This window comes from Bradyrhizobium sp. BRP22, from assembly GCF_020194175.1.
GTDB lineage: Bacteria > Pseudomonadota > Alphaproteobacteria > Rhizobiales > Xanthobacteraceae > Bradyrhizobium.
Window position 1 is genome coordinate 1 of sequence record NZ_JADYVX010000011.1, and the last position, 21617, is coordinate 21617.

At 64.6% G+C, this 21617-nt stretch carries 18 protein-coding genes; 12 read left to right on the top strand and 6 right to left on the bottom strand.

The features are described 5' to 3' along the window. Window positions 1–667: 667 nt before the first annotated feature. Window positions 668–3505 carry a preprotein translocase subunit SecA gene (gene secA, locus I6F35_RS16250; RefSeq protein ID WP_225118695.1) on the bottom strand — a complete coding sequence of 946 codons (2838 nt, stop codon included), beginning with the start codon at window positions 3503–3505 and terminating at the stop codon, window positions 668–670. 351 nt (window positions 3506–3856) lie between these two features. Here secA and I6F35_RS16255 point away from each other — a divergent pair, with 351 nt between their 5' ends. The 3 genes from I6F35_RS16255 (at window position 3857) to I6F35_RS16265 (ending at window position 6867) form a co-directional block, all read left to right on the top strand. Then, entirely contained in the window at window positions 3857–4795 is a 939-nt protein-coding gene (locus I6F35_RS16255; RefSeq protein ID WP_225118696.1) for a peptidylprolyl isomerase, read from the top strand. A 169-nt stretch (window positions 4796–4964) separates the two neighbouring features. Then, window positions 4965–6206 (top strand): bifunctional glutamate N-acetyltransferase/amino-acid acetyltransferase ArgJ, encoded by a 1242-nt coding sequence (gene argJ, locus I6F35_RS16260; protein ID WP_225118697.1) that lies wholly within the window; start codon window positions 4965–4967, stop codon window positions 6204–6206. Window positions 6207–6456: 250 nt separating this feature from the next. Next, window positions 6457–6867, top strand: coding sequence for a (deoxy)nucleoside triphosphate pyrophosphohydrolase (locus I6F35_RS16265; protein WP_225118698.1), 411 nt, complete (start codon window positions 6457–6459; stop codon window positions 6865–6867). Between the two features lie 158 nt (window positions 6868–7025). On the opposite strand, the gene I6F35_RS16270 is transcribed toward I6F35_RS16265, so the two are convergent. Further along, window positions 7026–7898 carry a methyltransferase domain-containing protein gene (locus I6F35_RS16270; RefSeq protein ID WP_225118699.1) on the bottom strand — a complete coding sequence of 291 codons (873 nt, stop codon included), beginning with the start codon at window positions 7896–7898 and terminating at the stop codon, window positions 7026–7028. A 205-nt stretch (window positions 7899–8103) separates the two neighbouring features. On the opposite strand from I6F35_RS16270, the gene I6F35_RS16275 reads away from it, so the two are divergent. The 4 genes from I6F35_RS16275 to I6F35_RS16290 are packed head-to-tail and all read left to right on the top strand — an operon-like array spanning window position 8104 to window position 10557. Next, window positions 8104–8913 carry a ComF family protein gene (locus I6F35_RS16275; protein WP_225118871.1) on the top strand — a complete coding sequence of 270 codons (810 nt, stop codon included), beginning with the start codon at window positions 8104–8106 and terminating at the stop codon, window positions 8911–8913. Window positions 8914–8942: 29 nt separating this feature from the next. Beyond that, complete coding sequence (gene grxC, locus I6F35_RS16280; RefSeq protein ID WP_225118700.1) at window positions 8943–9215, top strand: glutaredoxin 3; 273 nt, start codon at window positions 8943–8945, stop codon at window positions 9213–9215. Continuing rightward, complete coding sequence (locus I6F35_RS16285) at window positions 9215–10093, top strand: carbon-nitrogen hydrolase family protein (protein ID WP_225118701.1); 879 nt, start codon at window positions 9215–9217, stop codon at window positions 10091–10093. The genes grxC and I6F35_RS16285 overlap by 1 nt, the downstream gene beginning before the upstream one ends. Then, window positions 10090–10557 (top strand): DUF1178 family protein, encoded by a 468-nt coding sequence (locus tag I6F35_RS16290; RefSeq protein ID WP_225118702.1) that lies wholly within the window; start codon window positions 10090–10092, stop codon window positions 10555–10557. The genes I6F35_RS16285 and I6F35_RS16290 overlap by 4 nt, the downstream gene beginning before the upstream one ends. Before the next feature lie 9 nt (window positions 10558–10566). Here the strand turns inward: I6F35_RS16290 and I6F35_RS16295 are convergent, their stop codons facing one another. The 3 genes from I6F35_RS16295 to I6F35_RS16305 all read right to left on the bottom strand — a co-directional run bounded on the left by I6F35_RS16295 (window position 10567) and on the right by I6F35_RS16305 (window position 12955). Further along, window positions 10567–11466, bottom strand: a complete 900-nt coding sequence (locus tag I6F35_RS16295) for a DMT family transporter (RefSeq protein WP_225118703.1) — start codon at window positions 11464–11466, stop codon at window positions 10567–10569. A 257-nt stretch (window positions 11467–11723) separates the two neighbouring features. Further along, window positions 11724–12473 carry a bifunctional 2-polyprenyl-6-hydroxyphenol methylase/3-demethylubiquinol 3-O-methyltransferase UbiG gene (ubiG, locus tag I6F35_RS16300; protein WP_225118704.1) on the bottom strand — a complete coding sequence of 250 codons (750 nt, stop codon included), beginning with the start codon at window positions 12471–12473 and terminating at the stop codon, window positions 11724–11726. Window positions 12474–12487: 14 nt separating this feature from the next. Next, complete coding sequence (locus I6F35_RS16305) at window positions 12488–12955, bottom strand: PH domain-containing protein (protein WP_225118705.1); 468 nt, start codon at window positions 12953–12955, stop codon at window positions 12488–12490. Window positions 12956–13126: 171 nt separating this feature from the next. Between I6F35_RS16305 and I6F35_RS16310 the strand changes: the two genes are divergently transcribed. From I6F35_RS16310 to I6F35_RS16330, 5 genes are all read left to right on the top strand, one after another. Continuing rightward, window positions 13127–14380 carry an aspartate kinase gene (locus I6F35_RS16310; protein WP_225118706.1) on the top strand — a complete coding sequence of 418 codons (1254 nt, stop codon included), beginning with the start codon at window positions 13127–13129 and terminating at the stop codon, window positions 14378–14380. A 429-nt stretch (window positions 14381–14809) separates the two neighbouring features. Continuing rightward, window positions 14810–17077 (top strand): phosphoenolpyruvate--protein phosphotransferase, encoded by a 2268-nt coding sequence (gene ptsP, locus I6F35_RS16315; RefSeq protein WP_225118707.1) that lies wholly within the window; start codon window positions 14810–14812, stop codon window positions 17075–17077. Between the two features lie 54 nt (window positions 17078–17131). Further along, entirely contained in the window at window positions 17132–18211 is a 1080-nt protein-coding gene (gene prfA, locus I6F35_RS16320) for a peptide chain release factor 1 (RefSeq protein WP_225118708.1), read from the top strand. A 122-nt stretch (window positions 18212–18333) separates the two neighbouring features. Further along, window positions 18334–19251, top strand: a complete 918-nt coding sequence (gene prmC, locus I6F35_RS16325; RefSeq protein WP_225118872.1) for a peptide chain release factor N(5)-glutamine methyltransferase — start codon at window positions 18334–18336, stop codon at window positions 19249–19251. A 462-nt stretch (window positions 19252–19713) separates the two neighbouring features. After that, the gene (locus I6F35_RS16330) at window positions 19714–20430 is read left to right on the top strand and encodes a DUF4167 domain-containing protein (protein WP_225118709.1); all 717 of its coding nucleotides are present in this window, start codon (window positions 19714–19716) and stop codon (window positions 20428–20430) included. A gap of 350 nt (window positions 20431–20780) precedes the next feature. Here I6F35_RS16330 and I6F35_RS16335 read toward each other — a convergent pair whose 3' ends face one another. Then, the gene (locus I6F35_RS16335) at window positions 20781–21509 is read right to left on the bottom strand and encodes a methyltransferase domain-containing protein (RefSeq protein ID WP_225118710.1); all 729 of its coding nucleotides are present in this window, start codon (window positions 21507–21509) and stop codon (window positions 20781–20783) included. Window positions 21510–21617 lie beyond the last annotated feature (108 nt).

Consider the following 21617-nt stretch of genomic DNA (forward strand, 5'->3'; position numbering starts at 1 on the left):
GCCGAGCGCATGCCCGGCCTGAAGACCGGCGAGCGGACGGGGTCAAGGCCGCACGCCGCCGGAGGCGGGGGCGCGCAGCGCCAGCCTTGAGCCCGGCCGATCACCGGTCTAACAACACAGTTGCTTCCCGGTGACCGGGCTTTCTTGCCACCGTCATCTCTCGCGCGAACTTCTTCGCGCCAAAGATTTAGCGCCAGCGTCGGGGCGCCAGAACCACACGACCTCGCCGTCCACGGATACTCACGCTCGTCAGTCGCAACATCCGCGTCCACCGCATCTCACCGCAACGTTCGTGACGATCGCGAGCCGCCCCTCATTCGGGTGAGACGCGCGGAGTTAAATCACTGATTTGCCCGACGACGGAAGCGGAATGTTTTTTGCGGCAGGGCTGGACGGGGCAAATCACGTTGGAATTATTGGCGAATTTTTCGCGTCTGTCATTCCGGGGCGATGCGAAGCATCGAGCCCGGAATCCATTTCTCCACCTGCGCCTGCGGCCCGATGGATTCCGGCTCGCGACTTCGTCGCGCCCCGGAATGACGAAGAGTGATAGACCGTGGTCTATCCCGCGAGACGCCGCTTCGCGGCCCCTCGGGATGAGGATTCGGGACCAACGGCCGCCACTTGACGGCGAGAGCTGAAGGCCGCCAGTTACGGGCGGCTCAGCTCACGCGTAGCGGCCGTGGCAGTGCTTGTACTTCTTGCCGCTGCCGCAGGGGCAATCCTCGTTGCGGCCGACCTTGCCCCAGGTGGCGGGGTTGTTCGGATCGCGGTCGGAGGGGGCGGTCTTCGGCACCAGCGAGGCATTGGCGAAGGACATCTCGTCCTCGCCGGTGTTGGGATCGAACTTGTGCGCTTCCATCGCCGGCAGCACCGGCTGCTGCTCCTCCGGTGGGATGATCTCGACCCGCATGAGCTGCGCGGTGACGGCCTCGCGCAGATGCGCGCTCATCTCCTGGAAGAGGTTGAAGGCCTCGGTCTTGTACTCCTGCAGCGGATCGCGCTGCCCATAGCCGCGCAAGCCGATCACCTGACGCAGATGGTCGAGCATGATCAGGTGCTCGCGCCAGAGGTGGTCGAGCGTCTGCAACAGGGTCGTCTTCTCGACGTAACGCATCACGTCTGGACCCCATTGCGCGACCTTCGCCGCCATGCGCTCGTCGACATGCTTCTCGATCCGCGCAAGCAATTCCTCGTCGGCGATGCCCTCTTCCTTGGCCCATTCGTCGACCGGCAGGTCGACATCGAGCACGCGCTTCAATTCGTCCTTCAGCCCCGCCGTGTCCCACTGCTCGGCATAGGCATGCTCGGGGATGTGCTTGGCCACCATGTCCTCGATGAAGTCGTGGCGCATGTCGGTGACGGTCTCGGCGACGCTGTCCTCCTTCATGAAATCGACGCGCTGGTCGAAGATCACCTTGCGCTGGTCGTTCTGGACGTTGTCGAACTTGAGCAGGTTCTTGCGGATGTCGAAGTTGCGCGCCTCGACCTTCTGCTGCGCCTTCTCCAGCGCCTTGTTGATCCAGGGATGGATGATCGCCTCGCCCTCTTTCAGGCCGAGCCGGGTCAGCATGCTGTCGAGCCGGTCGGAGCCGAAGATGCGCATCAGATCGTCTTCCAGCGACAGGAAGAATTTCGAGCGGCCGGGGTCGCCCTGACGGCCGGAACGGCCGCGGAGCTGGTTGTCGATGCGGCGGGATTCATGCCGCTCCGAGCCGATGATGTAGAGGCCGCCGGGCTTGGTCACCGTCTTCGCCGGCTTGCTCCCCTTGGCGGGCTCGATTTCGACGACTTCCTCGGCCTTCAGGACGATCTCGCGGAAGCGCTCGATGTCGGCCTTGATCTGCTCGATCTTCCTGGCCTTCTCGGCTTCATCGGTGATGCCAGCCGTCTCCTGCTGGATCCGCATCTCGAGCGAGCCGCCGAGCTTGATGTCGGTACCGCGGCCGGCCATGTTGGTTGCGATCGTGATCGCGCCGGGCACGCCGGCTTCGGCGACGATATAGGCTTCCTGCTCGTGGAAGCGCGCGTTCAAGACCGCGAACAGCTTCGCCGGCTTGCCGGCGCGGGCCGCGGCATAGAGCTTGTCCAGCGCGCCGTGATTGCCGAAATCGATCTGCTTGTAGCCGTGCTTGCGCAAGTACTCGGCCAGCACTTCCGACTTCTCGATCGAGGCGGTGCCGACCAGCACCGGCTGCAGCCGCTTGTTGGCGCGTTCGATCTCGGAGAGGATCGCGGCGTATTTTTCGGTCTGGGTGCGATAGACCTCGTCGTCCTCATCGAGGCGCGCCACCGGCAGGTTGGTCGGGATCTCCACCACCTCGAGCTTGTAGATGTCGAACAATTCGTCGGCTTCGGTGGCGGCCGTGCCGGTCATGCCCGCCAGCTTCTCGTACATGCGGAAGTAGTTCTGGAAGGTGATCGAGGCCAGCGTCTGGTTCTCCGGCTGGACCTGGACGTGCTCCTTGGCTTCCAGCGCCTGATGCAGGCCTTCCGAGTAGCGGCGGCCCGGCATCATGCGACCGGTGAACTCGTCGATGATGACGACCTCGCCGTCGCGGACGATGTAATCCTTGTCGCGGGTGAACAGCGTGTGCGCGCGTAGTGCCTGGTTGACATGGTGGACGACGGAGACGTTCTCGACGTCGTAAAGCGACTCGCCCTTGAGCTGGCCGGCGTCGCGCAGCAATCCTTCGAGCTTTTCCATGCCGCCTTCGGTCAGCGTCACCGTGCGCTGCTTCTCGTCGACCTCGTAGTCCTTCTTGTCGAGCTGCGGAAAGAACGCGTCGATGGTGTTGTAGAAATCCGAGCGGTCATCGAGCGGACCGGAGATGATCAGCGGCGTCCGCGCCTCGTCGATCAGGATCGAGTCGACTTCGTCGACGATGGCGTAATAGTGCCCGCGCTGGACCATGTCCTCCAGGCGGTACTTCATGTTGTCGCGGAGGTAGTCGAAGCCGTATTCGTTGTTGGTGCCGTAGGTGATGTCGCAGCCATAGGCCGTCTTGCGCTCGGCATCGTCGAGCCCATGGACGATGACGCCGGTGCTCATGCCGAGGAAGGAATAGATCTGGCCCATCCAGCCGGAGTCGCGGCGGGCGAGGTAGTCGTTGACAGTGACGACATGGACGCCCTTGCCGGCAAGCGCGTTGAGATAGACCGCGAGCGTCGCCACCAGCGTCTTGCCTTCGCCGGTTTTCATCTCGGCGATGTCGCCCTCATGCAGCACCATGCCGCCGATAAGCTGCACATCGAAATGGCGCTGGCCGAGAGTGCGCTTGGCGGCCTCGCGGACGGTGGCGAACGCCGGAACCAGCAGGTCATCGAGGGTCTTGCCGTTCGCCAGCTCCTGCCGGAATTCGGCGGTGCGGGCCTTCAGCGCCTCGTCCGAAAGCTTTGCGAGCTCAGGCTCCAATGCGTTGATGGCGTTGACTCGGGCCTGATAGCCCCTAACCCGCCGGTCGTTGGCGGAGCCGAACAATTTGCGGGCGAGCGCGCCGATCATGCGTAGTTCCTGTTCTTCTGCGTTGCAACCAGAGCGTGGTGCAGCCGGTTGTCTATCAACTCACCGTGACGCGCCCCGGCAACGGCCCCAACCTGGGGCCCGATCCGCCAATTGAGTGGGAAGCAAGCAATCCAAGGTTCAACGGCCAAAAACGTAAGCAAAATGAGCGCTATCGCCATTGACACGACGGGGCACAGATATGGCCCGCCCCGGGGGTTGTCAACGCTCGCAGGATGTCAAGGAATTCATCATTTTGACAGACTTTTCGCGTTGCCAAGCCGCCTTGATTGGGCGAGTGTCCGCCGCGCTCAAGACAACGTCCTCCCGTTCGAGACAAGTTAAGGATTTTGCATGACCACCTCGTTCGCCGAAATGAAGCCCGGCTTGCGCATCGGCCTCGCGTCCCTGGCCGTGACCGGCTCGATCGCCGCGGTTCTCGCCTTCGGCCTGCCGGTCCGCGCCCAGGATTCCAACCCGGTGCTCGCAAAGGTCAATGGGCAGGAAATCCGCCAGAGCGACGTGGCGATCGCCGAGGAGGAACTCGGGCCGAGCCTGCAGCAGATGGATCCCGCGGCGCGGAAGGACAACATCCTGGCCTTCCTGATCGACATGAAAATCGTCGCCAAGGCCGCCGAGGACAAGAAGGTCGACAACACCGATGAATTCAAGAAGCGCCTCGCCTTCACCCGCAACCGGCTCCTGATGGACAGCCTGCTCTCCAGCGAGGGCAAGGCCGCGACCACCGACGACGCCATGAAGAAGGTTTATGAGGAGGCGTCCAAGCAGATCACCGGCGAGCAGGAAGTGCACGCCCGCCATATCCTGGTCGAGACCGAGGACGAGGCCAAGGCGATCAAGGCCGAGCTGGCGAAGGGCGCCGATTTCGCCGAGCTCGCCAAGAAGAAGTCGAAGGATCCCGGCGCCTCCGATGGCGGCGATCTCGGCTTCTTCACCAAGGAGCAGATGGTGCCGGAATTCTCCGCCGTCGCCTTTGCGCTCGAGCCGGGCAAGATCTCCGATCCCGTGAAGTCGCAATTCGGCTGGCACATCATCAAGGTCGAGGAAAAGCGCAACCGCACCGCGCCCCCTTTCGATCAGGTCAAGAGTCAGATCGAGACCTATGTGACGCGCAAGGCGCAGGCCGACTATGTCGCCAAACTGCGCGAGGCCGCCAAGATCGAGCGCATGGACAAGCCGGAAGAGACCGCAAAGAGCGACAGCAAGCCTGATACGACGGCGCCCGCCGCCAAGCCGTCCGACTCCAAGATGGCGCCGCCGGCGAAGAAGTAAGAATTCGCTGTCACTTCAGCGGCGCCAATAGTATCTACACTCGTCATGGCCGGGCTTGTCCCGGCCATCTACGTCTTGACGCCTTGCCGGCTGGGAAAGGACGTGGATGGCCGGGACAAGCCCGGCCATGACGATCATTCATTACTCACGTCCCGCCGGATTCTCAGCCATGTCCACCGCCGTTTCTCCCCTCGCCCCGACAGACGTTCCCGATTTGCCCGCAATCGCGGGCGTCAGGCTTGCGACGGCGGCGGCCGGCATCCGCTACAAGAACCGCACCGATGTGCTGCTCGCGGTGATGGACAAGGGCACCGCTGTCGCCGGCGTCTTCACCAAGTCCAAGTGCCCCTCGGCCCCGGTCGAATGGTGCCGCGCCAAGCTTGGCAATGGACAGGCTCGCGCGCTGGTGGTCAATTCCGGCAACGCCAACGCCTTCACCGGCAAGACCGGCAAGCAGGCGACCGCGCTGACGGCGCAGATCGCCGCCAAGGCGGTCGGCTGCGGCGTCAACGAGGTGTTTTTGGCCTCGACCGGCGTGATCGGCGAGCCACTGGATGCGACCAAGTTCGACGGTGTGCTGGCGACGCTGGCCGAGACGGCGGCGCCCGACGACTGGATGGGCGCGGCCAAGGCGATCATGACCACCGACACCTTCCCGAAGGTCGCAACCGCAACCGTGAAGCTCGGCAAGGCCAAGGTGACGATCAACGGCATGGCCAAGGGCGCCGGCATGATCGCGCCGGACATGGCGACGATGCTGTCCTTTGTGTTCACCGACGCGCCGCTGTCATCGGCTGCGCTGCAACAGCTCCTGAAGAGCGGGGTCGAGGACACCTTCAACGCCGTCACCATCGACGGCGACACCTCGACCTCCGACACGCTGCTGGCATTCGCGACCGGCACCGCCGCCGCCAACGGCGCGCCGAAGATCAGTCGCGCCAGCGATCCGCGGCTGAAAGCCTTTGCGAAGGCGTTCCGCGACGTGCTCGCCGACCTTTCCGAACAGGTGGCGCGTGACGGCGAAGGTGCGCGGAAGCTGGTCGAGATCATCGTCGATGGCGCCACCACGAAGGCGTCAGCGCGCAAAATAGCAATGTCGGTGGCGAACTCGCCGCTGGTGAAGACCGCGATCGCGGGCGAGGACGCCAATTGGGGCCGCGTGGTGATGGCGGTCGGCAAAGCCGGCGAGCCCGCCAACCGCGACAAGCTCTCGATTGCCTTCAACGGCATCCGCGTCGCCAAGAGCGGCGCCCGCGATCCTTCGTATAACGAGGCGGAAGTGTCGCAGGCGATGAAGCAGCCGAAGATCCAGATCAAGGTCAACCTTGGGCTGGGCAAAGGCCGCGACCGCGTGCTGACCTGCGACCTCACCAAGGAATATGTCGCGATCAACGGCGATTATCGGTCGTGACGTCACCGGTGAAATCGGCGGGACTACTAGACCCTCATGGTGAGGAGCACGTAGCGCGTCTCGAACCATGAGGCCCCGCCGGTGGCCTCGCCCTTCGAGACGGTCGCTTCGCAACCTGCTCAGGGTGAGGAGCGAGAGTGGGCGTTGCGAGTTGTAGGGTGGGCCAAGCGCAGCGTGCCTACCATGCGAGCAGAGTGTTGACGGTGGGCACGCTGCGCTTTGCCCACCTCACGATTCAAGCGTGTGGTGCATGACCGATATCAAACTCACCCTCGTGGTTGCCTGCGCGCTCATTGACGCCGACAAGCGCGTGCTGCTGGCGCAGCGGCCGGCGGGCAAGCCGATGGCCGGGCTCTGGGAATTTCCGGGCGGCAAGGTCGAGGCGGGCGAACGGCCGGAGGCGACGCTGATCCGCGAATTGCACGAAGAGCTCGGCATCATCGTCGCCGAGCCCTGCCTGGCACCGCTGACCTTTGCGAGCCATGCCTACGAGACGTTTCACCTGCTGATGCCGCTCTATATCTGCCGGCGCTGGGACGGCATGGTGACGGCGCGCGAGGGACAGAACCTCGCCTGGGTCCGCGCCAACAAATTGCGCGACTACGAGATGCCGGCCGCGGACATTCCGCTGATCCCGCATCTGATTGATCTATTGTTGTAGATGTGGACGAGGCGGGCCTCATGGTTCGAGACGCGCCGCAAGCGGCGCTCCTGACCATGAGGGTCTAAGATTCCGCCGCGAAACAGACCTCATCCTGAGGAGCCCGCCAAAGGCGGGCGTCTCGAAGGATGGACAGCAAAGGGACCGCCCACCAAGTTCTATTTCTTATGGGATGGCCCTCCCCTTTCAGGGGTGGGTGAGAGACGCTTCACCGCTTCTTCCAGACTCGCTTTCGCCGAACCCGGGCGCAGCGGCTTGGGCTGGCTTTCATGCGGCGCCCAGCCGGAGAGCCAGATCACGTCGAAGGTGGCGCGGATGCGGCCGTCAGGATCGGCGAAGCGCTCGGCATAGATCTGCGCCATCCGCAGCAGCGTGCCGCTGCGGGTCGGCGCGCGGCGCCGCTCGACCAGGACGTTGGTCGCGCCCATACGCCGCAATTCCTGCATCAGCGCGAACGCGTTGTCGTAGCGCACCACGATGCGGTCGACATCGGTCACCGGCAGCGCGAAGCCGGCACGCTGCAGCAGCGCGCCGATGTCGCGCAGATCGGCGAATGGCGCGACGCGCGGCGAGACGCCACCCTCGCATTCGGCTTCGGCCGCGGCGAAGGATTGCCGGAGCTCGGTCAGCGTATCGCCGCCGATCATCGCCGCCAGCAACAGCCCGTCCGGCCGCAGCGCGCGACGGATCTGCGCGAGCACGCCGGGCAGATCGTTGACGAACTGGAAGGCGAGCGCGGAAACCGCGAGATCAAGCGAAGCCGGCTGCAGCGGAAGCACCTCCGACGCCTCGAATGCAACCTCGCGGACAGACTTGCATCGCGCGCGCAGGAGATCATGGAGCACGTTGCCCGGCGTCCAGATGTCGGCGCCATCGGCAAACTCCCGCGTCACCGCCTGCAACCGCTCCGCCATGTCCTCGGCGATGCGCTCCAGCAGGAACGTCACTGCGCCATCGCGCCGCGCGCGCTTCAGCCGCTCCGACAGCAGCGCACGGTCGAACAGCTCAGGAGTGGTCGGATTTGCGGCCATGCCGGGTTGGTACGCCTTGGCTCTGCCTCTGGCAACGCAATGCTTGAGCGGGCACGCTGGTGACGCTAAGGCGGGATGACATTTCCTCGAATCGTCATCCCGCCTTAGCGCTTCGTTTGAGCATGATCTGCGCGCAAACGCTTCGCGTTTGTCGCGAGGGAAAAACCGGTTTCCACTTTTCCGGATCATGCTTTACCCTCGTTCCATGGGCGCCGAGGCATCACCATCCCGCTCCGTCACAAGCCATCTGCGCGGCGCGCTGAGCGTTGCGCAGGGAGCATGGACGCATGCGGCACGGCTGGTGCTCGACATCGCGCTGCCGACGCTGTGCGTTTCGTGCCGCGAGCCGGTCGACGGCGAGGGTGTCTGCGCCGCCTGCTGGGCCAAATTGTCGTTCATTGCACCACCGTTCTGCCCGCGGCTCGGCATTCCCTTTGTCTACGATCCCGGTCCGGAGCTGCTATCGATGGAGGCGATCGCCAGCCCGCCCGCCTACCAGCGCGCCCGCGCCGTCGTGCGCTATGACGAGGTCGCGCGCACGCTGGTGCACGCATTGAAATACCAGGACCGCACCGATCTGGCGCCGGCAATGGGCCGCTGGATGGCGCGGGCGGGGAAGGAATTGCTCCGCGACGCCGATATTTTGGTACCAGTTCCCCTGCACTGGCGGCGCGGCTGGAGCCGCCGCTATAACCAATCAGGCGCGCTGGCCCGCGTCATTTCGCGCCAGAGCGGTATTGCGCTCGCCTCCGATGCGCTGCGCCGCGTACGGTCGACCGAGCAGCAGGTCGGGCTATCGCGGGCGCAGCGGGCGACCAATGTCCAGGGCGCGTTCAAAGTGGCGCCGGACCGTGCAGCCGAAGTGCAGGGCCGCCGCGTGATCCTGGTCGATGACGTCCTGACCTCGGGGGCGACGGTGGACGCCTGCGCGCGGGCGCTGCTGCGCGCCAAGGCCGCGCAGGTCGACGTGCTGGTGTTTGCCCGGGTTGTCGATAGCCACAAAGCTCCCATATAATCGCGAACAAAATCACAACCGAGCGCGCCATGACCGCTGCGATTGAAATCTATACCCGCCCGGGCTGCGGCTACTGCACCGCGGCCAAGTCGCTTCTGACCCGCAAGCAGGCGGCCTTCACCGAATTCAACGTTGCCAGCAACCCGGCCTATCGCGACGAGATGTACCAACGGGCCGGCGCCGGTTCGACCTTTCCGCAGATCTTCATCGGCAACACCCATGTCGGCGGCTGCGACGAGCTCTATGCGCTCGACCGCGAGGGCAAGCTCGATGGCCTGCTCGCCAGCGAAGGCGCGGCCTGATGGGCGGCGACAGCACGTTCACAGCCGCCATGGTGCAGATGCGCACCTCGCTGCTGCCGGAGCCGAGCCTCGAGCAGGGCATGAAGCTGGTGCGCGAGGCGGCGGCGCAAGGCGCGGATTATGTGCTCACGCCCGAAGTGAGCAACATGATGCAACTGAACCGCAAGGCGCTGTTCGAGCATCTGGCGACCGAGGAAGATGACAAGTCGCTGAAGGCCTATCGCGCGCTCGCGTCCGAATTGAAGATCCATCTTCATATCGGCTCGCTGGCGCTGCGCTTCTCGCCGGAGAAGGCCGTCAACCGCTCGTTCCTGATCGGCCCCGACGGCAATCTGCTCGCCAGCTACGACAAGATCCATATGTTCGATATCGATCTGCCCGGCGGCGAGAGCTATCGCGAATCCGCCAATTACCAGCCGGGCGAGACCGCCGTGATCTCCGACCTGCCCTGGGGCCGGGTCGGATTGACGATCTGCTACGACGTGCGCTTCCCGGCGCTGTACCGTGCGCTCGCCGAGAGCGGCGCGTCGTTCCTCACCGTGCCTTCCGCCTTCACCCGCAAGACCGGGGAGGCGCATTGGCACATCCTGCTGCGTTCCCGCGCGATCGAGACCGGCTGCTTCGTGTTCGCCGCCGCGCAAGCCGGCCTGCACGAGAACAAGCGCGAGACCTATGGTCATTCGCTGATCATCGATCCCTGGGGCGAGATCCTCGCCGAGGGCGGCATCGAGCCGGGCGTGTTCCTGGCCAAGATCGATCCGGCCAAGGTCGAGACCGCGCGCAGGGCGATTCCCTCGCTGCAGCATGGGCGGCGCTTCACCGTCGCCGACCCCAAGGCAGGTCCGGAGCATCTGCACCTCGTTCGGGGTTCGGCATGATCCGATACAACCTGCGCTGCGACCGGGGCCATGCTTTCGAAAGCTGGTTCCAGAGTTCGTCGGCGTATGATTCACAGATCCGCCGCAAGCTCGTGATCTGCCCGACCTGCGGCACCGCCAAGGTCGAGAAGGCGATCATGGCGCCGCAGATCGTGAGCAAGAAGGGCCGGGATAGCGCCCCACCCGTTCCCACCGAGCAGCCGGCGCCGCCAGCCGAGTCCACGCCGCTGATGATGGCGCAGGAGCGCGAGCTGCGCGCCAAGCTGAAGGAATTGCGCGACCACATCGTCAAGAACGCCGACAATGTCGGCGAGCGCTTCCCCAACGAAGCCCGCGCCATGCACTACGGCGACAAGGAACACCGCCCGATCTACGGCGAGGCGTCGCCGGACGAGGCGAAATCGCTGATTGACGAGGGCATCGAGGTCTCGCCGCTGCCGGTGCTGCCGGACGACCGCAACTGATCGCCGACGTCACGCCGCGATCAACAGCGCCACACCGACCACGATCAGGACGATGCCGGAAAGTTCGCGCACCGAGATCGGCTGCTTGAACGAGTAGTGCGCCACGGCTTGCGCGAACAAGACTTCGATCAGCGCCAGTGTTCGCACATTCGCCGCCGCCGTCAGCCCGAGGGCAAGGAACCAGAACTGCGAGGCGAACGCGCCCATGAAGCCCGCCAGCATCGATGGCCGCCACAATCCGAGGATCGCCTTGAGCACGCCGGGCGCGCGCAGCAAAAGATAGATCGACAGCACCAGCGTCTGCACGAACAGGCTGAACACCAGCGTATAGGACGATGCCGTCACGAAGGAGACGCCGGGCACCGCGATGATCGCGCCGCGAAAACCGATCGCCGACAGCGCGAAGGCGGCCGCCGCGACCAGGCCCATGATGGTCGGCCTCAGCTCCGCAAACCCCTTCTCGCCGCCCGGCCGCAGTGCGGTGATGACGACGCCGATGGTCGCGATCAGGATCGCGATGACCTTGATTGAGGTGAGGTGATCGCCGAGGAAGACGAAGCCGAAGATCGCGGTCTGGATCGCCTCGGTCTTCAGATACGCCGTGGTCACCACGAAGGAGCGCTCGTTCATCGCCAGCAGCATCAGGCCGGTGCCAACGATCTGGCTGAGCGCGCCGAGCAGGAGCCACGGCCAGAACACCGGCGGCGGCCACGGAACGGAATCGCCGGTCGCCGTTATCACCAGCGCGAAGAACAGGATCGAGAACGGAAAGCCGAACAGGAAGCGGATATTGGTCGCGCCCCAGGTCCCGAGCGGCCCGGTCAGCGAGCGCTGCATCGCATTGCGCGCGACCTGCCCGAGCGCCGCGACGACGGTGAAGGGAATCCAGAGCGAGGAAATCGTCAGCATGTGCAGGAGAATCGCGGGCGGGCTGGAAAATCGTGGCCACCGTGGCGGGCGCCGCGCGCGCGGTCAACCAGAACAGCGCATGACAGGATTGCGCTGCTGCACAAATTCATGCCCGTCATTGCGAGCGGAGCGAAGCAATCCATGGCGCCGCTTGCGGAAACGTGGATTGCTTCGTCGCTGTCACTCCTCGCAATGACGGGGATGGGCCCCCTCTCTTCGAAGGGACGACAGCGGTCTTGGGCGACTAATTCGCCAGATTACCCCTCCTCCGCGACCACCATGTAGTTCACGTCCATATCCGACGAGATCGTCCAGTTGTCGGCGAGCGGGTTGTAGACCACGCCGGCCTGGTCGGTGATGGTGAGGCGGTTGTCTTGCAGGTAATGCGCGAGTTCGTCGGGGGTGACGAACTTGCTCCATTGGTGGGTGCCGCGCGGCAGCCAGCGCAGCACATATTCGGCGCCGACGATCGCGAGCGCAAAGCTCTTCCAGTTGCGGTTCAGGGTCGAGAGCACCATCAGCCCGCCGGGCTTGAGCATCGCGGCGCAGCGCTTGACGAACATGCCGACATCGGTGACATGCTCGATCACCTCCATCGCCAGCACGATGTCGAAGCGCTCGCGCGCGTCTACCTCCTCCACGGTGGTGCAGCGATAATCGATCGCCAGATGGCTCTTGTCGGCATGCAGTTTCGCGGCGGCGATGTTGGTGGCGGAGGGATCGATGCCGATCACCTGCGCCCCTAACCGGGCCAGCGGCTCGCACAACAGCCCGGCGCCGCAGCCGATATCGAGGATGCGCAAGCCGGACAGGCAGCTCAGGCTCCGCGCGTTGCGATCGAACTTGCGGCAGGCGGCATCGCGGATATAGCCGAGCCGTAGTGGATTGATCTTGTGCAGCGGCGCCATCTTGCCGCGCGGGTCCCACCACTCCGCCGAGAGCTTTGAGAATTTTGCGACCTCGGCCGGATCGACCGTGGTGCCGGAAAAGTCAGATTGCATGGCCATGATGCACGTTGCCCCTATCGCGCAGTGATGGAATTGCGGAACGCCAGCGGCGAGGCGATCGTCTCGATCTTCTGTCTGCCTTCGCCCACGCCCTTGATGATCACGTCTCCATAGTTGAGAAAACGCCCCATGATGCTTTGGCTGACATCGACGCTTTCGACCTTGTCGAGACTCATCTCGAACGTTTTCCGGGTGATGAAGCCGGTCTTGTGGACGACCCGCAGGTTGGTGACGTCGGTCTCGGTGGTCGAGCGATGGAACCAGGCCCTGACGGTCCAGTAGAGCGCCGGGACCGCCGCCACCGCCGCTGCCACCAGGCAGACCTTCATAAGCGCCTCATTGGTCGTCATGCCCGACAACACCAGCAGGATCGCAGCCACGATCCAGGCGCCGATGGCCGGCAGGTAGAACACCCAGTGCGCATTGGTCGAATACAGCACCCGCTCGTCCGGCTGCAGAATCTCGTCGATATAGCGCCCCATGGAAACGCCTCAGTTAACCGCCGCACCAGAGCCACCCCATGCCCGATTCCGGGCGCCGCAGGAACCCGCTTGCCCCCGGCCGCATCGCTCTGTATACGCGCGTTTCAGCCCCCGCGCTCGGATTAAAGCGCGGGCACTCTACCTATCCTCACAGGGAATGCACGCGTCGTCATGGGCCGCCTCGTGATGAAATTCGGCGGCACCTCCGTCGCCAATATCGACCGAATCCGCAACGTCGCACGCCACGTCAAACGCGAGGTCGATGCTGGCCATGACGTCGCCGTGGTGGTCTCCGCGATGTCCGGCAAGACCAACGAGCTGGTGGCCTGGTGCAGCGAGGCCTCGCCGATGCACGATGCGCGCGAATATGACGCCGTCGTGGCCTCCGGCGAGCAGGTCACCTCGGGCCTGCTGGCGATCACGCTGCAGAGCATGGGCATCCAGGCGCGCTCCTGGCAGGGCTGGCAGATCCCGATCAAGACCTCGGACGCACACGCCTCCGCGCGCATCCTCGGTATCGACGGCACCGAGATCATGAACCGCTTCAAGGAGCGGAAGGAGGTCGCCGTCATCGCCGGCTTCCAGGGCATCAATCCCGACACCGGCCGCATCACCACGCTCGGCCGCGGCGGTTCCGACACCTCGGCGGTGGCGATCGCGGCGGCGGTCAAGGCTGACCGCTGCGACATCTACACCGACGTCGACGGCGTCTACACCACCGACCCCCGCGTGGTGCCGAAGGCGCGCCGGCTCGAGAAAATCGCCTTCGAAGACATGCTGGAATTGGCCTCGCAGGGCGCCAAGGTCCTGCAGGTGCGCTCGGTGGAACTCGGCATGGTGCACAACATGCCGATCTTCGTCCGTTCCAGCTTCGACAAGCCCGAAGATATCGATCCGCACGGCACGCCGCCGGGCACGCTGATCTGCAGCGAGGAGGAAATCATGGAAATGCACGTCGTCACCGGCATCGCCTTCTCCAGGGACGAAGCCCAGATTTCCGTGCGCCAGATCGAGGACAAGCCGGGGGTTGCGGCTGCGATCTTCGGCCCGCTCGCGGATGCCAACATCAATGTCGACATGATCGTGCAGAACGTCTCCGAGGACGGCAAGACCACCGACCTCACCTTCACCGTTCCGGCGAGCGACTATAACCGCGCCCGCGACACCATCACCGCGGCCAAGAGCAAGATCGGCTATCAGCGCTTCGACAGCGCCACCGACGTCTCGAAAGTGTCGGTCATCGGCAGCGGCATGCGCAGCCATGCCGGCGTCGCCGCCAAGGCCTTCGCCGCGCTCGCCGCGCGCAACATCAACATCCGCGCCATCACCACCTCCGAGATCAAGTTCTCGGTGCTGATCGATGCCGCCTACACCGAACTCGCGGTACGCACACTGCACACGCTGTACGGTCTCGACCAGGCCTGAGGCACGCCCCCTTCGGCTCGAATCTCGTAGCCCGGGTGGAGCGAAGCGAAACCCGGGGACTTTTGCCTCAGCATTGAAGAGCCGTCCCGGGTTACGCTGCGCTTCACCCGGGCTACGCGATTGTTCCAACGGCGTCCCGAGCCCACATTTTTCGCTGTTGCGAGTAAGAATTTCTCTTAGCTACTGCAGCATTGGGCTGACAGAGACGTTATATCTTTTGGCAGGCGTTTTGCTTGGCAAAACAAGCCTCGATTGGCTATACGGCCTGATCGGAGGGTGCCGCAAACTGTGTCACAGTCTTGGCGAATCCGATTCGGCCGGGTTGCGAGCTTGCGGCGGCGCCGATGGATAAAATTGTTGGATTAGTCGAGTTTCTCGCCAGCTACCGGCCACACGGCCTGCTGGCCATGTGGGGGAGGGTTTCAACCTATGCGGAGCGCTTCGGGAGGTCCCCGCGTCCTGTTGAGACGGCTCCGCGAAACCATGGCGGAGCAGGTCTCGGCCCAGGAGCGGCTGGACAAGATCGTGGTCCTGATCGCGGCCAACATGGTGGCCGAGGTCTGCTCGGTCTATGTGCTGCGCGTCGATAACACCCTCGAACTCTACGCCACCGAAGGTCTGAACCGCGACGCTGTCCATAGGACGGTGCTCAGCGCCCATGAGGGCCTGGTCGGCCTCGTCGCCAGCGAGGCCACGCCGCTCAACCTGAGCGATGCGCAGAGCCACCCGGCCTTCTCCTACCGACCGGAAACCGGCGAAGAGATCTATCACTCCTTCCTCGGCGTGCCGATCCTGCGCGCCGGCAACACGCTCGGCGTGCTGGTGGTGCAGAATCGCGCCAAGCGCACCTACGTCGAGGAAGAGGTCGAGGCGCTGCAGACCACCGCCATGGTGCTGGCGGAGATGATCGCCTCGGGCGAATTGGCGGCGCTGGCGCAGCCGGGCGCCGAGCCGGCGGCGCGGCATTCGCTGCACAAGACCGGCGCCGTCCTCTCCGAGGGCATCGCGCTCGGCCATGTCGTGCTGCACGAGCCGCGCGTCGTCATCACCAACTATATTGCCGAGGACCTGCCGAAGGAGATCAAGCGGCTGGACGCGGCGCTGACCAAGCTGCGCGCCGATCTCGACCGGCTGCTGGAGCGCGGCGACGTCGCCGATGGCGGCGAGCATCGCGACGTGCTGGAAGCCTATCGGATGTTTGCCAACGACCAGGGCTGGTCGCACAAGCTGCATGAGGCGGTTGCCACCGGCCTCACCGCCGAAGCCGCAGTCGAGCGCGTGCAGTCCGACACCCGCGCGCGCATGCTGCGTTCGACCGATCCCTATTTGCGCGACCGGCTGCACGACCTCGAGGATCTCGGCCATCGATTGATGCGGCAACTGGTCGGCCAGGACCACGCGCCGTCACGCGAACAATTGCCCGACAACGCGATCCTGATCGCCCGCGCGATGGGCCCGGCGGCGCTGCTCGACTACGACCGCAAGCGATTGCGGGGCCTCGTGCTGGAAGAAGGCACCGCCAATTCACACGTCTCCATCGTGGCGCGCGCGCTCGGCATTCCCGCGGTCGGCGAGGTGCCGAACGCGCCCGGCATCGCCGATCCAGGCGACGCCATCATCGTCGATGGCATCTCGGGCGAGATCTATGTCCGTCCATCGGCCGAGATCGAATCCGCCTATGCCGAGCGGGTCCGGTTCCGGGCGCGGCGGCAGGCGCAATATTCGGCGCTGCGCGACAAGCCCTGCGTGACCAAGGACGGCCAGCCGATCGAGCTTCTGATCAACGCCGGCCTGACCATCGACCTGCCGCATATCGACGACACCGGTAGCGCCGGCATCGGCCTGTTCCGCACCGAACTGCAGTTCATGGTGAGCCCGAACCTGCCACGCTCGAGCGACCAGCTCGCGCTCTATCGCACCGTGCTGGATGCGGCGGGATCGAAACCCGTCACCTTCCGCACCCTCGACATTGGCGGCGACAAGGCGCTGCCCTATATGGAGACCGTCGTCGAGGAGAACCCGGCCCTCGGTTGGCGCGCGATCAGGCTCGGCCTCGATCGTCCGGGATTGTTGCGCGGCCAGATCCGCGCGCTGCTCCGCGCCGCCGGCGGCCGCGCGCTGAAGATCATGTTCCCGATGATATCGGACGTGGCCGAGTTCGATCAGGCCAAGGCCATCGTCGAGCGGGAGCTGACTTATCTGCGCCAGCACGGCCATTCGCTGCCCGAGCGCGTCGATGTCGGCACCATGGTCGAGGTTCCGGCGCTGCTCTACCAGCTCGACGAATTGCTCAAGCGGGTCGATTTCCTTTCGGTGGGATCGAACGATCTGTTCCAGTTCCTGTTTGCGGTCGACCGCGGCAACGCCAAGGTCTCGGAACGGTTCGACACCCTGTCCGCGCCGATCCTGCGCGCGCTGCGCGACATCGTGCGCAAGGCGCAGGCCTGCAGGAAGGTCGCCTCGCTGTGCGGAGAGATGGCCTCGAAGCCGATCGGCGCGCTGGCGCTGATCGCGATCGGCTACCGCTCGCTGTCGCTGTCGGCGACCGCGCATGGTCCGGTGAAGGCCATGATCCTCGATCTCGACGCGAAGAAAGCCGAAGCGATGATCAACCCGCTTCTGGACGCGCCGACCGGCAGCGTGTCGATCCGCGAGAAGCTGACGGAATTTGCGGAAGCCGAAGGGCTCACCTTGTAGCGACGCTCTCCTCGACGCCGCCGCCCTGCCCTTTCCGTAATTTGAGAACGACCCATGCTGCCCGAAGCCAAACTCGATGTCCTGCTCGCCCATCACGCCTCGCTCGAAGCCGAACTGCTCGGCCAGGTGAATTCGGAACGCTATGTCCAGATCACCCGCGAGCTTGCCGAGCTCAATCCGCTGATCGAGGCAGTGAAGGCCTATCGCGCCGCGCGCAGCGAGCTTGCCGACACCCAGAGCCTGATCGCCGATCCCGCAACCGAGCCCGACATGCGCGGCATGGCGGAGGCCGAGCTCGAGATGCTGCATGCGCAGCTTGCCGAGCTCGAGCAGAAGATCCGTATCGCGCTGTTGCCGAAGGACGCCATGGACGACCGCAACGTCGTGCTGGAAATCCGCGCCGGCACCGGCGGCGACGAGGCTTCGCTGTTCGCGGGCGACCTGTTCCGCATGTATGAGCGCTTCGCCGCGCTGCAGGGCTGGAAGGTCGAGGTGATCTCGGCGAGCGAGGGCACGGTCGGCGGCTACAAGGAAATCATCGCCGAGGTGCAGGGCCGCGGCGCGTTCGCGAAACTGAAATTCGAATCCGGCGTGCATCGGGTGCAGCGCGTGCCTGATACCGAGACGCAGGGACGCATTCACACCTCCGCAGCCACTGTGGCCGTGCTGCCCGAGGTCGAGGACGTCGACGTCGACATCAAGAACGAGGATTTGCGGATCGAGACCATGCGCGCGCAGGGAGCCGGCGGCCAGCACGTCAACAAGACCGAATCGGCGATCCGCATTACCCACATCCCGACCGGCATCGTGGTGATGATGCAGGACAGCCGCTCGCAGCACAAGAACCGGGCCTCCGCGATGAACATCCTGCGCTCGCGCATCTATGATGCCGAACGTCAGCGCGCGGAGGCGGCGCGCTCGGCCGACCGCAAGGAGAAGGTCGGCTCCGGCGACCGCAGCGAGCGCATCCGCACCTATAATTTCCCGCAAGGGCGCGTCACCGATCACCGCATCAACCTGACGCTCTACAAACTGCCGCAGGTGATTTCGGGCGAAGCACTCGGCGAATTGGTCGACGCGCTGACAACAGAGCATCAGGCCGCGCAACTCGCCGCGCAGGGTGCGGCCGCCTAATTCTGTCGTCCCTGCGAAAGCAGGGACCTATAACCACAGGGGGAGTAATGTCCTCAACATTCCACCCAGACTACTCGTGACAACGCAACTGATGGTTCACGCGACAATGAAAGCCGGTGGTTATGGGTCCCTGCTTTCGCAGGCACGACGGTGAGGGCGTGGGCGCTTTTGTCGGTCTCAATGTCGAGACAGCACGGCGCGCGCTCGCGGCACGTTTGAAATCTGCGGCGATCGATTCGTCCGAGCTTGATGCGCGCATGCTGCTCGGCGCAACGCTCGGCCTCGACCTGACCGGCATGATCACGGCGGCGGGCCGGACGCTGACCGAGAGCGAAGCAGCAAAGCTCGAATCGTTCGCGCGCCGTCGCCTCGCCGGCGAGCCGGTCGCGCGCATCCTCGGGCAAAAGGAGTTCTGGGGGCTGCCGCTGAAACTCTCCGCCGCGACGCTGGTGCCGCGACCTGACACCGAAACCGTGGTCGAGTTCGCACTCGACATTGTGCGCGCGGACGGAGCTTTGCGAAAGCCGTTGCGGATCGCTGATCTCGGCACCGGCACCGGTGCGATCCTGCTGGCGCTGCTCTCCGAGCTGCCTTCGGCGACCGGGATCGGCACCGACATCAGCACCGATGCGTTGCAGACGGCGCGCGATAACGCGCTGGCGTTGGGCCTTGGCGAGCGCGCCACTTTCATCGCCTGCGACTATGCCTCGGGCCTGACCGACCGCTTCGACCTGATCGTGTCGAATCCGCCCTATATCCCGTCGGCGGACATTGCGGACCTCGCGATCGAGGTACGCGAACACGACCCGCTTGCCGCGCTCGATGGCGGCGACGACGGGCTGAATACCTATCGCGCGCTGATCCCACAGGCCGCCGGTCTGCTGGCCCCCGGCGGCGCCCTGGTTGTCGAATCAGGCATCGGTCAGAGCGGGGCGATTGAAGCTTTGATGACGGCAGCCGGGCTTGTCTCGGCCGGTCCGCCCAGGGCCGATCTGGCAGGTATCCCTCGGGCGGTGGCGGGCCGCAAAATGCCGCGATAAAGTCCTATTGGAACGCAAAAAAACCTCTTGGAATATCCCCCGGGAACGACTACGTTCCAGTCATGACATCGGTTTGGCCCCGTACCGTTAACGGGTGAAGACCAGGGTTCTCGCCGCGAGAGCCCGCCGATCAAAGGTTCCAAAACGCAGGTCTATTTGAGCGCAATAGCTGGGGCTGTGCTGCTCTCGACCGCCAAGCGAACGAAAGCCTGATTGCGCTTGAAGACTTACGTGAGAGAACTGGGCTTGCCTTGGCAAGCTGAATAATTGATCCGCAGGCCGACCGGCCGGCGGGTGGGGAACGCGTCTTTGCTCAACGCGATGGTTGGCGAACTTTGGCATTGATCCGAATGGCGTCGTGATTCGGTGCGCGCGAGCGCGTGCCGGCCGGATTGACGGGCGGCTTCCACCACGACGGCAATTTCAACGCTGGTAACTTAGGGCTGGAATAAAAGGCGAGACATGAGAAACGGTCAAAACAACAAGCGGATGCGTAACCGGAATAACAATAACAACAACAACCGGCGTGGTCAGAACCCGTTGACGCGAGTGTTCGAATCGAACGGACCCGACATCAAGATCCGCGGCACCGCTTCCCACGTTGCGGAAAAATACGTTCAGCTGGCGCGCGATGCACGCTCCTCCGGCGATCCGGTCGCCGCAGAGAACTACTATCAGCACGCCGAGCATTACTTCCGCATCATCGCCGCGGCCCAGGAACAGCTTCGGCAGAATCAGCAGCAGCCGCGTGTCGACAACAACAACGATGTGGCGACGACCGACGAAGGCGACGATGACGACAGCTATTCGAGCTTCGGTCAGGAGCCCGGCTTCGTGCCGCAGCCGCCCTATGCGCGCGAAAATAATCAGCAGCCCTATCAGCGCGAGCAGCAGCCGCGCGAGCATCGTCCGCAGCCGCAATATCAAGCGCCGCCGCAGAACCAGCCGCAGCCGGTGATATCGGACAATGGCGGCGTCGACCGCCTGCCCTCCTTCATTACCGGCGGCGCGCAGCCGCAGGTCAATGGCAATTACGAGGGCAATGGCGGCGGCGAACGCGGAGAACGCAGCGAGCGTAGCGAGCGCTTCCCGCGCCGCCGTCGCCGCCCCCACGGTCCTCGCGCGGACATCGCTGCGCAATCGCCGCCGAGCGAAGACTTCAATCCGGGGAATGAGTAGTCAGCCTCCGCGATAGAATCGCGCCGTGCCCGCCATCAACGCTCCGCTCGTGATGGTGGGCGCGCTTCGCTTTGCCCCTTACTCTCCTGCTGTAGCCCCCCGGGTGAAGCGAAGCTAGCCCGGAGTCCGGTCGCGTCAACTGCGACGGTTGTCCCGGATTGCGCTGCGAGGCTGAGCAAGTATTCAATCGTCCAGCAGCCCAGTAGAAATCTGTTCGCCCCAGCAGCCATTGATGTGAGGAATATTCTGTCATCGGCACTGTACAGGCAACATAGAGGAACGGTGTTCTACGAGGTCGACAGCGGCCCGAGTACTTGCTCAGCCTCTGCGCTCCATCCGGGCTACGAGTCTCATCCCCGCGACGATGACGGCACGAGTACCGGCTGCAGCGACGGGATGAGCCGCGCGCGTTCGCGGTTCGCGGGAATCGCGCGATAGACCTGCTTGGTCGCTTCCACGATGTGGACGCCCGCGAACGGCAATGACAGCGCCGCACCGAGGCGCTCCCACGCCATCGCCCAGCGCAAGAACCAGCTACCCGCGAGCGGCGGCATGAACAGCGCCTCTCCCCAGGCGGTCGGCGTGAACCAGGTCTGCCGCAGCAATTGCGTGATCTGCGCCCGCGAATAGGGCCGGCCGTGGCCGAATGGCGTGTTGTCGGTGCGCGTCCATACACCGCGGCGATTGGGTATCACCGCGATCAGCCGGCCGGACGGCGCCAGCACCCGCCACACCTCGCGGAGCAGCCGCTCCGGATCATCCGACATTTCCAGCGCATGCACGAGCAACACGCGATCGACCGCGGCATCCGCGAGCGGCATCGAGAATTCGTCGACCAGGGTCGCCAGTGCCGGCCGGCCCGTCGGCCATTTCAGAACCCCCTGTGATGCCGGCATGAACGCGATGCAGCGCTCGCAGTCCTCGCGGAACAGGCCGAGATAGGGGGTGGGATAGCCGAGCCCGAGCACGCGCTGGCCTTCAGCCCCGGGCCATCGCTCACGGATGCCGCGATTGATCAATTGGCGCGCCACGATGCCGAGGCGCTGCGAATAGAAATCGCGAAGATCAATGACGTCCATACACCCAACCTAACACGCCGCCGTTACGCGCGTGTTCCTGAAAATTGCGTTGCCGCGCGAGCGTTAACGCCATATTTCCTGCGCATATTGGGCGTGTTAGCGTTACCG

Bases quoted from the DNA above. Each gene is read 5' to 3' on its own strand.
- secA (WP_225118695.1), bottom strand. From the start codon at position 3,505: ATGATCGGCGCGCTCGCCCGCAAATTGTTCGGCTCCGCCAACGACCGG.
- I6F35_RS16255 (WP_225118696.1), top strand. From the start codon at position 3,857: ATGACCACCTCGTTCGCCGAAATGAAGCCCGGCTTGCGCATCGGCCTC.
- argJ (WP_225118697.1), top strand. From the start codon at position 4,965: ATGTCCACCGCCGTTTCTCCCCTCGCCCCGACAGACGTTCCCGATTTG.
- I6F35_RS16265 (WP_225118698.1), top strand. From the start codon at position 6,457: ATGACCGATATCAAACTCACCCTCGTGGTTGCCTGCGCGCTCATTGAC.
- I6F35_RS16270 (WP_225118699.1), bottom strand. From the start codon at position 7,898: ATGGCCGCAAATCCGACCACTCCTGAGCTGTTCGACCGTGCGCTGCTG.
- I6F35_RS16275 (WP_225118871.1), top strand. From the start codon at position 8,104: ATGGGCGCCGAGGCATCACCATCCCGCTCCGTCACAAGCCATCTGCGC.
- grxC (WP_225118700.1), top strand. From the start codon at position 8,943: ATGACCGCTGCGATTGAAATCTATACCCGCCCGGGCTGCGGCTACTGC.
- I6F35_RS16285 (WP_225118701.1), top strand. From the start codon at position 9,215: ATGGGCGGCGACAGCACGTTCACAGCCGCCATGGTGCAGATGCGCACC.
- I6F35_RS16290 (WP_225118702.1), top strand. From the start codon at position 10,090: ATGATCCGATACAACCTGCGCTGCGACCGGGGCCATGCTTTCGAAAGC.
- I6F35_RS16295 (WP_225118703.1), bottom strand. From the start codon at position 11,466: ATGCTGACGATTTCCTCGCTCTGGATTCCCTTCACCGTCGTCGCGGCG.
- ubiG (WP_225118704.1), bottom strand. From the start codon at position 12,473: ATGGCCATGCAATCTGACTTTTCCGGCACCACGGTCGATCCGGCCGAG.
- I6F35_RS16305 (WP_225118705.1), bottom strand. From the start codon at position 12,955: ATGGGGCGCTATATCGACGAGATTCTGCAGCCGGACGAGCGGGTGCTG.
- I6F35_RS16310 (WP_225118706.1), top strand. From the start codon at position 13,127: ATGGGCCGCCTCGTGATGAAATTCGGCGGCACCTCCGTCGCCAATATC.
- ptsP (WP_225118707.1), top strand. From the start codon at position 14,810: ATGCGGAGCGCTTCGGGAGGTCCCCGCGTCCTGTTGAGACGGCTCCGC.
- prfA (WP_225118708.1), top strand. From the start codon at position 17,132: ATGCTGCCCGAAGCCAAACTCGATGTCCTGCTCGCCCATCACGCCTCG.
- prmC (WP_225118872.1), top strand. From the start codon at position 18,334: ATGGGTCCCTGCTTTCGCAGGCACGACGGTGAGGGCGTGGGCGCTTTT.
- I6F35_RS16330 (WP_225118709.1), top strand. From the start codon at position 19,714: ATGAGAAACGGTCAAAACAACAAGCGGATGCGTAACCGGAATAACAAT.
- I6F35_RS16335 (WP_225118710.1), bottom strand. From the start codon at position 21,509: ATGGACGTCATTGATCTTCGCGATTTCTATTCGCAGCGCCTCGGCATC.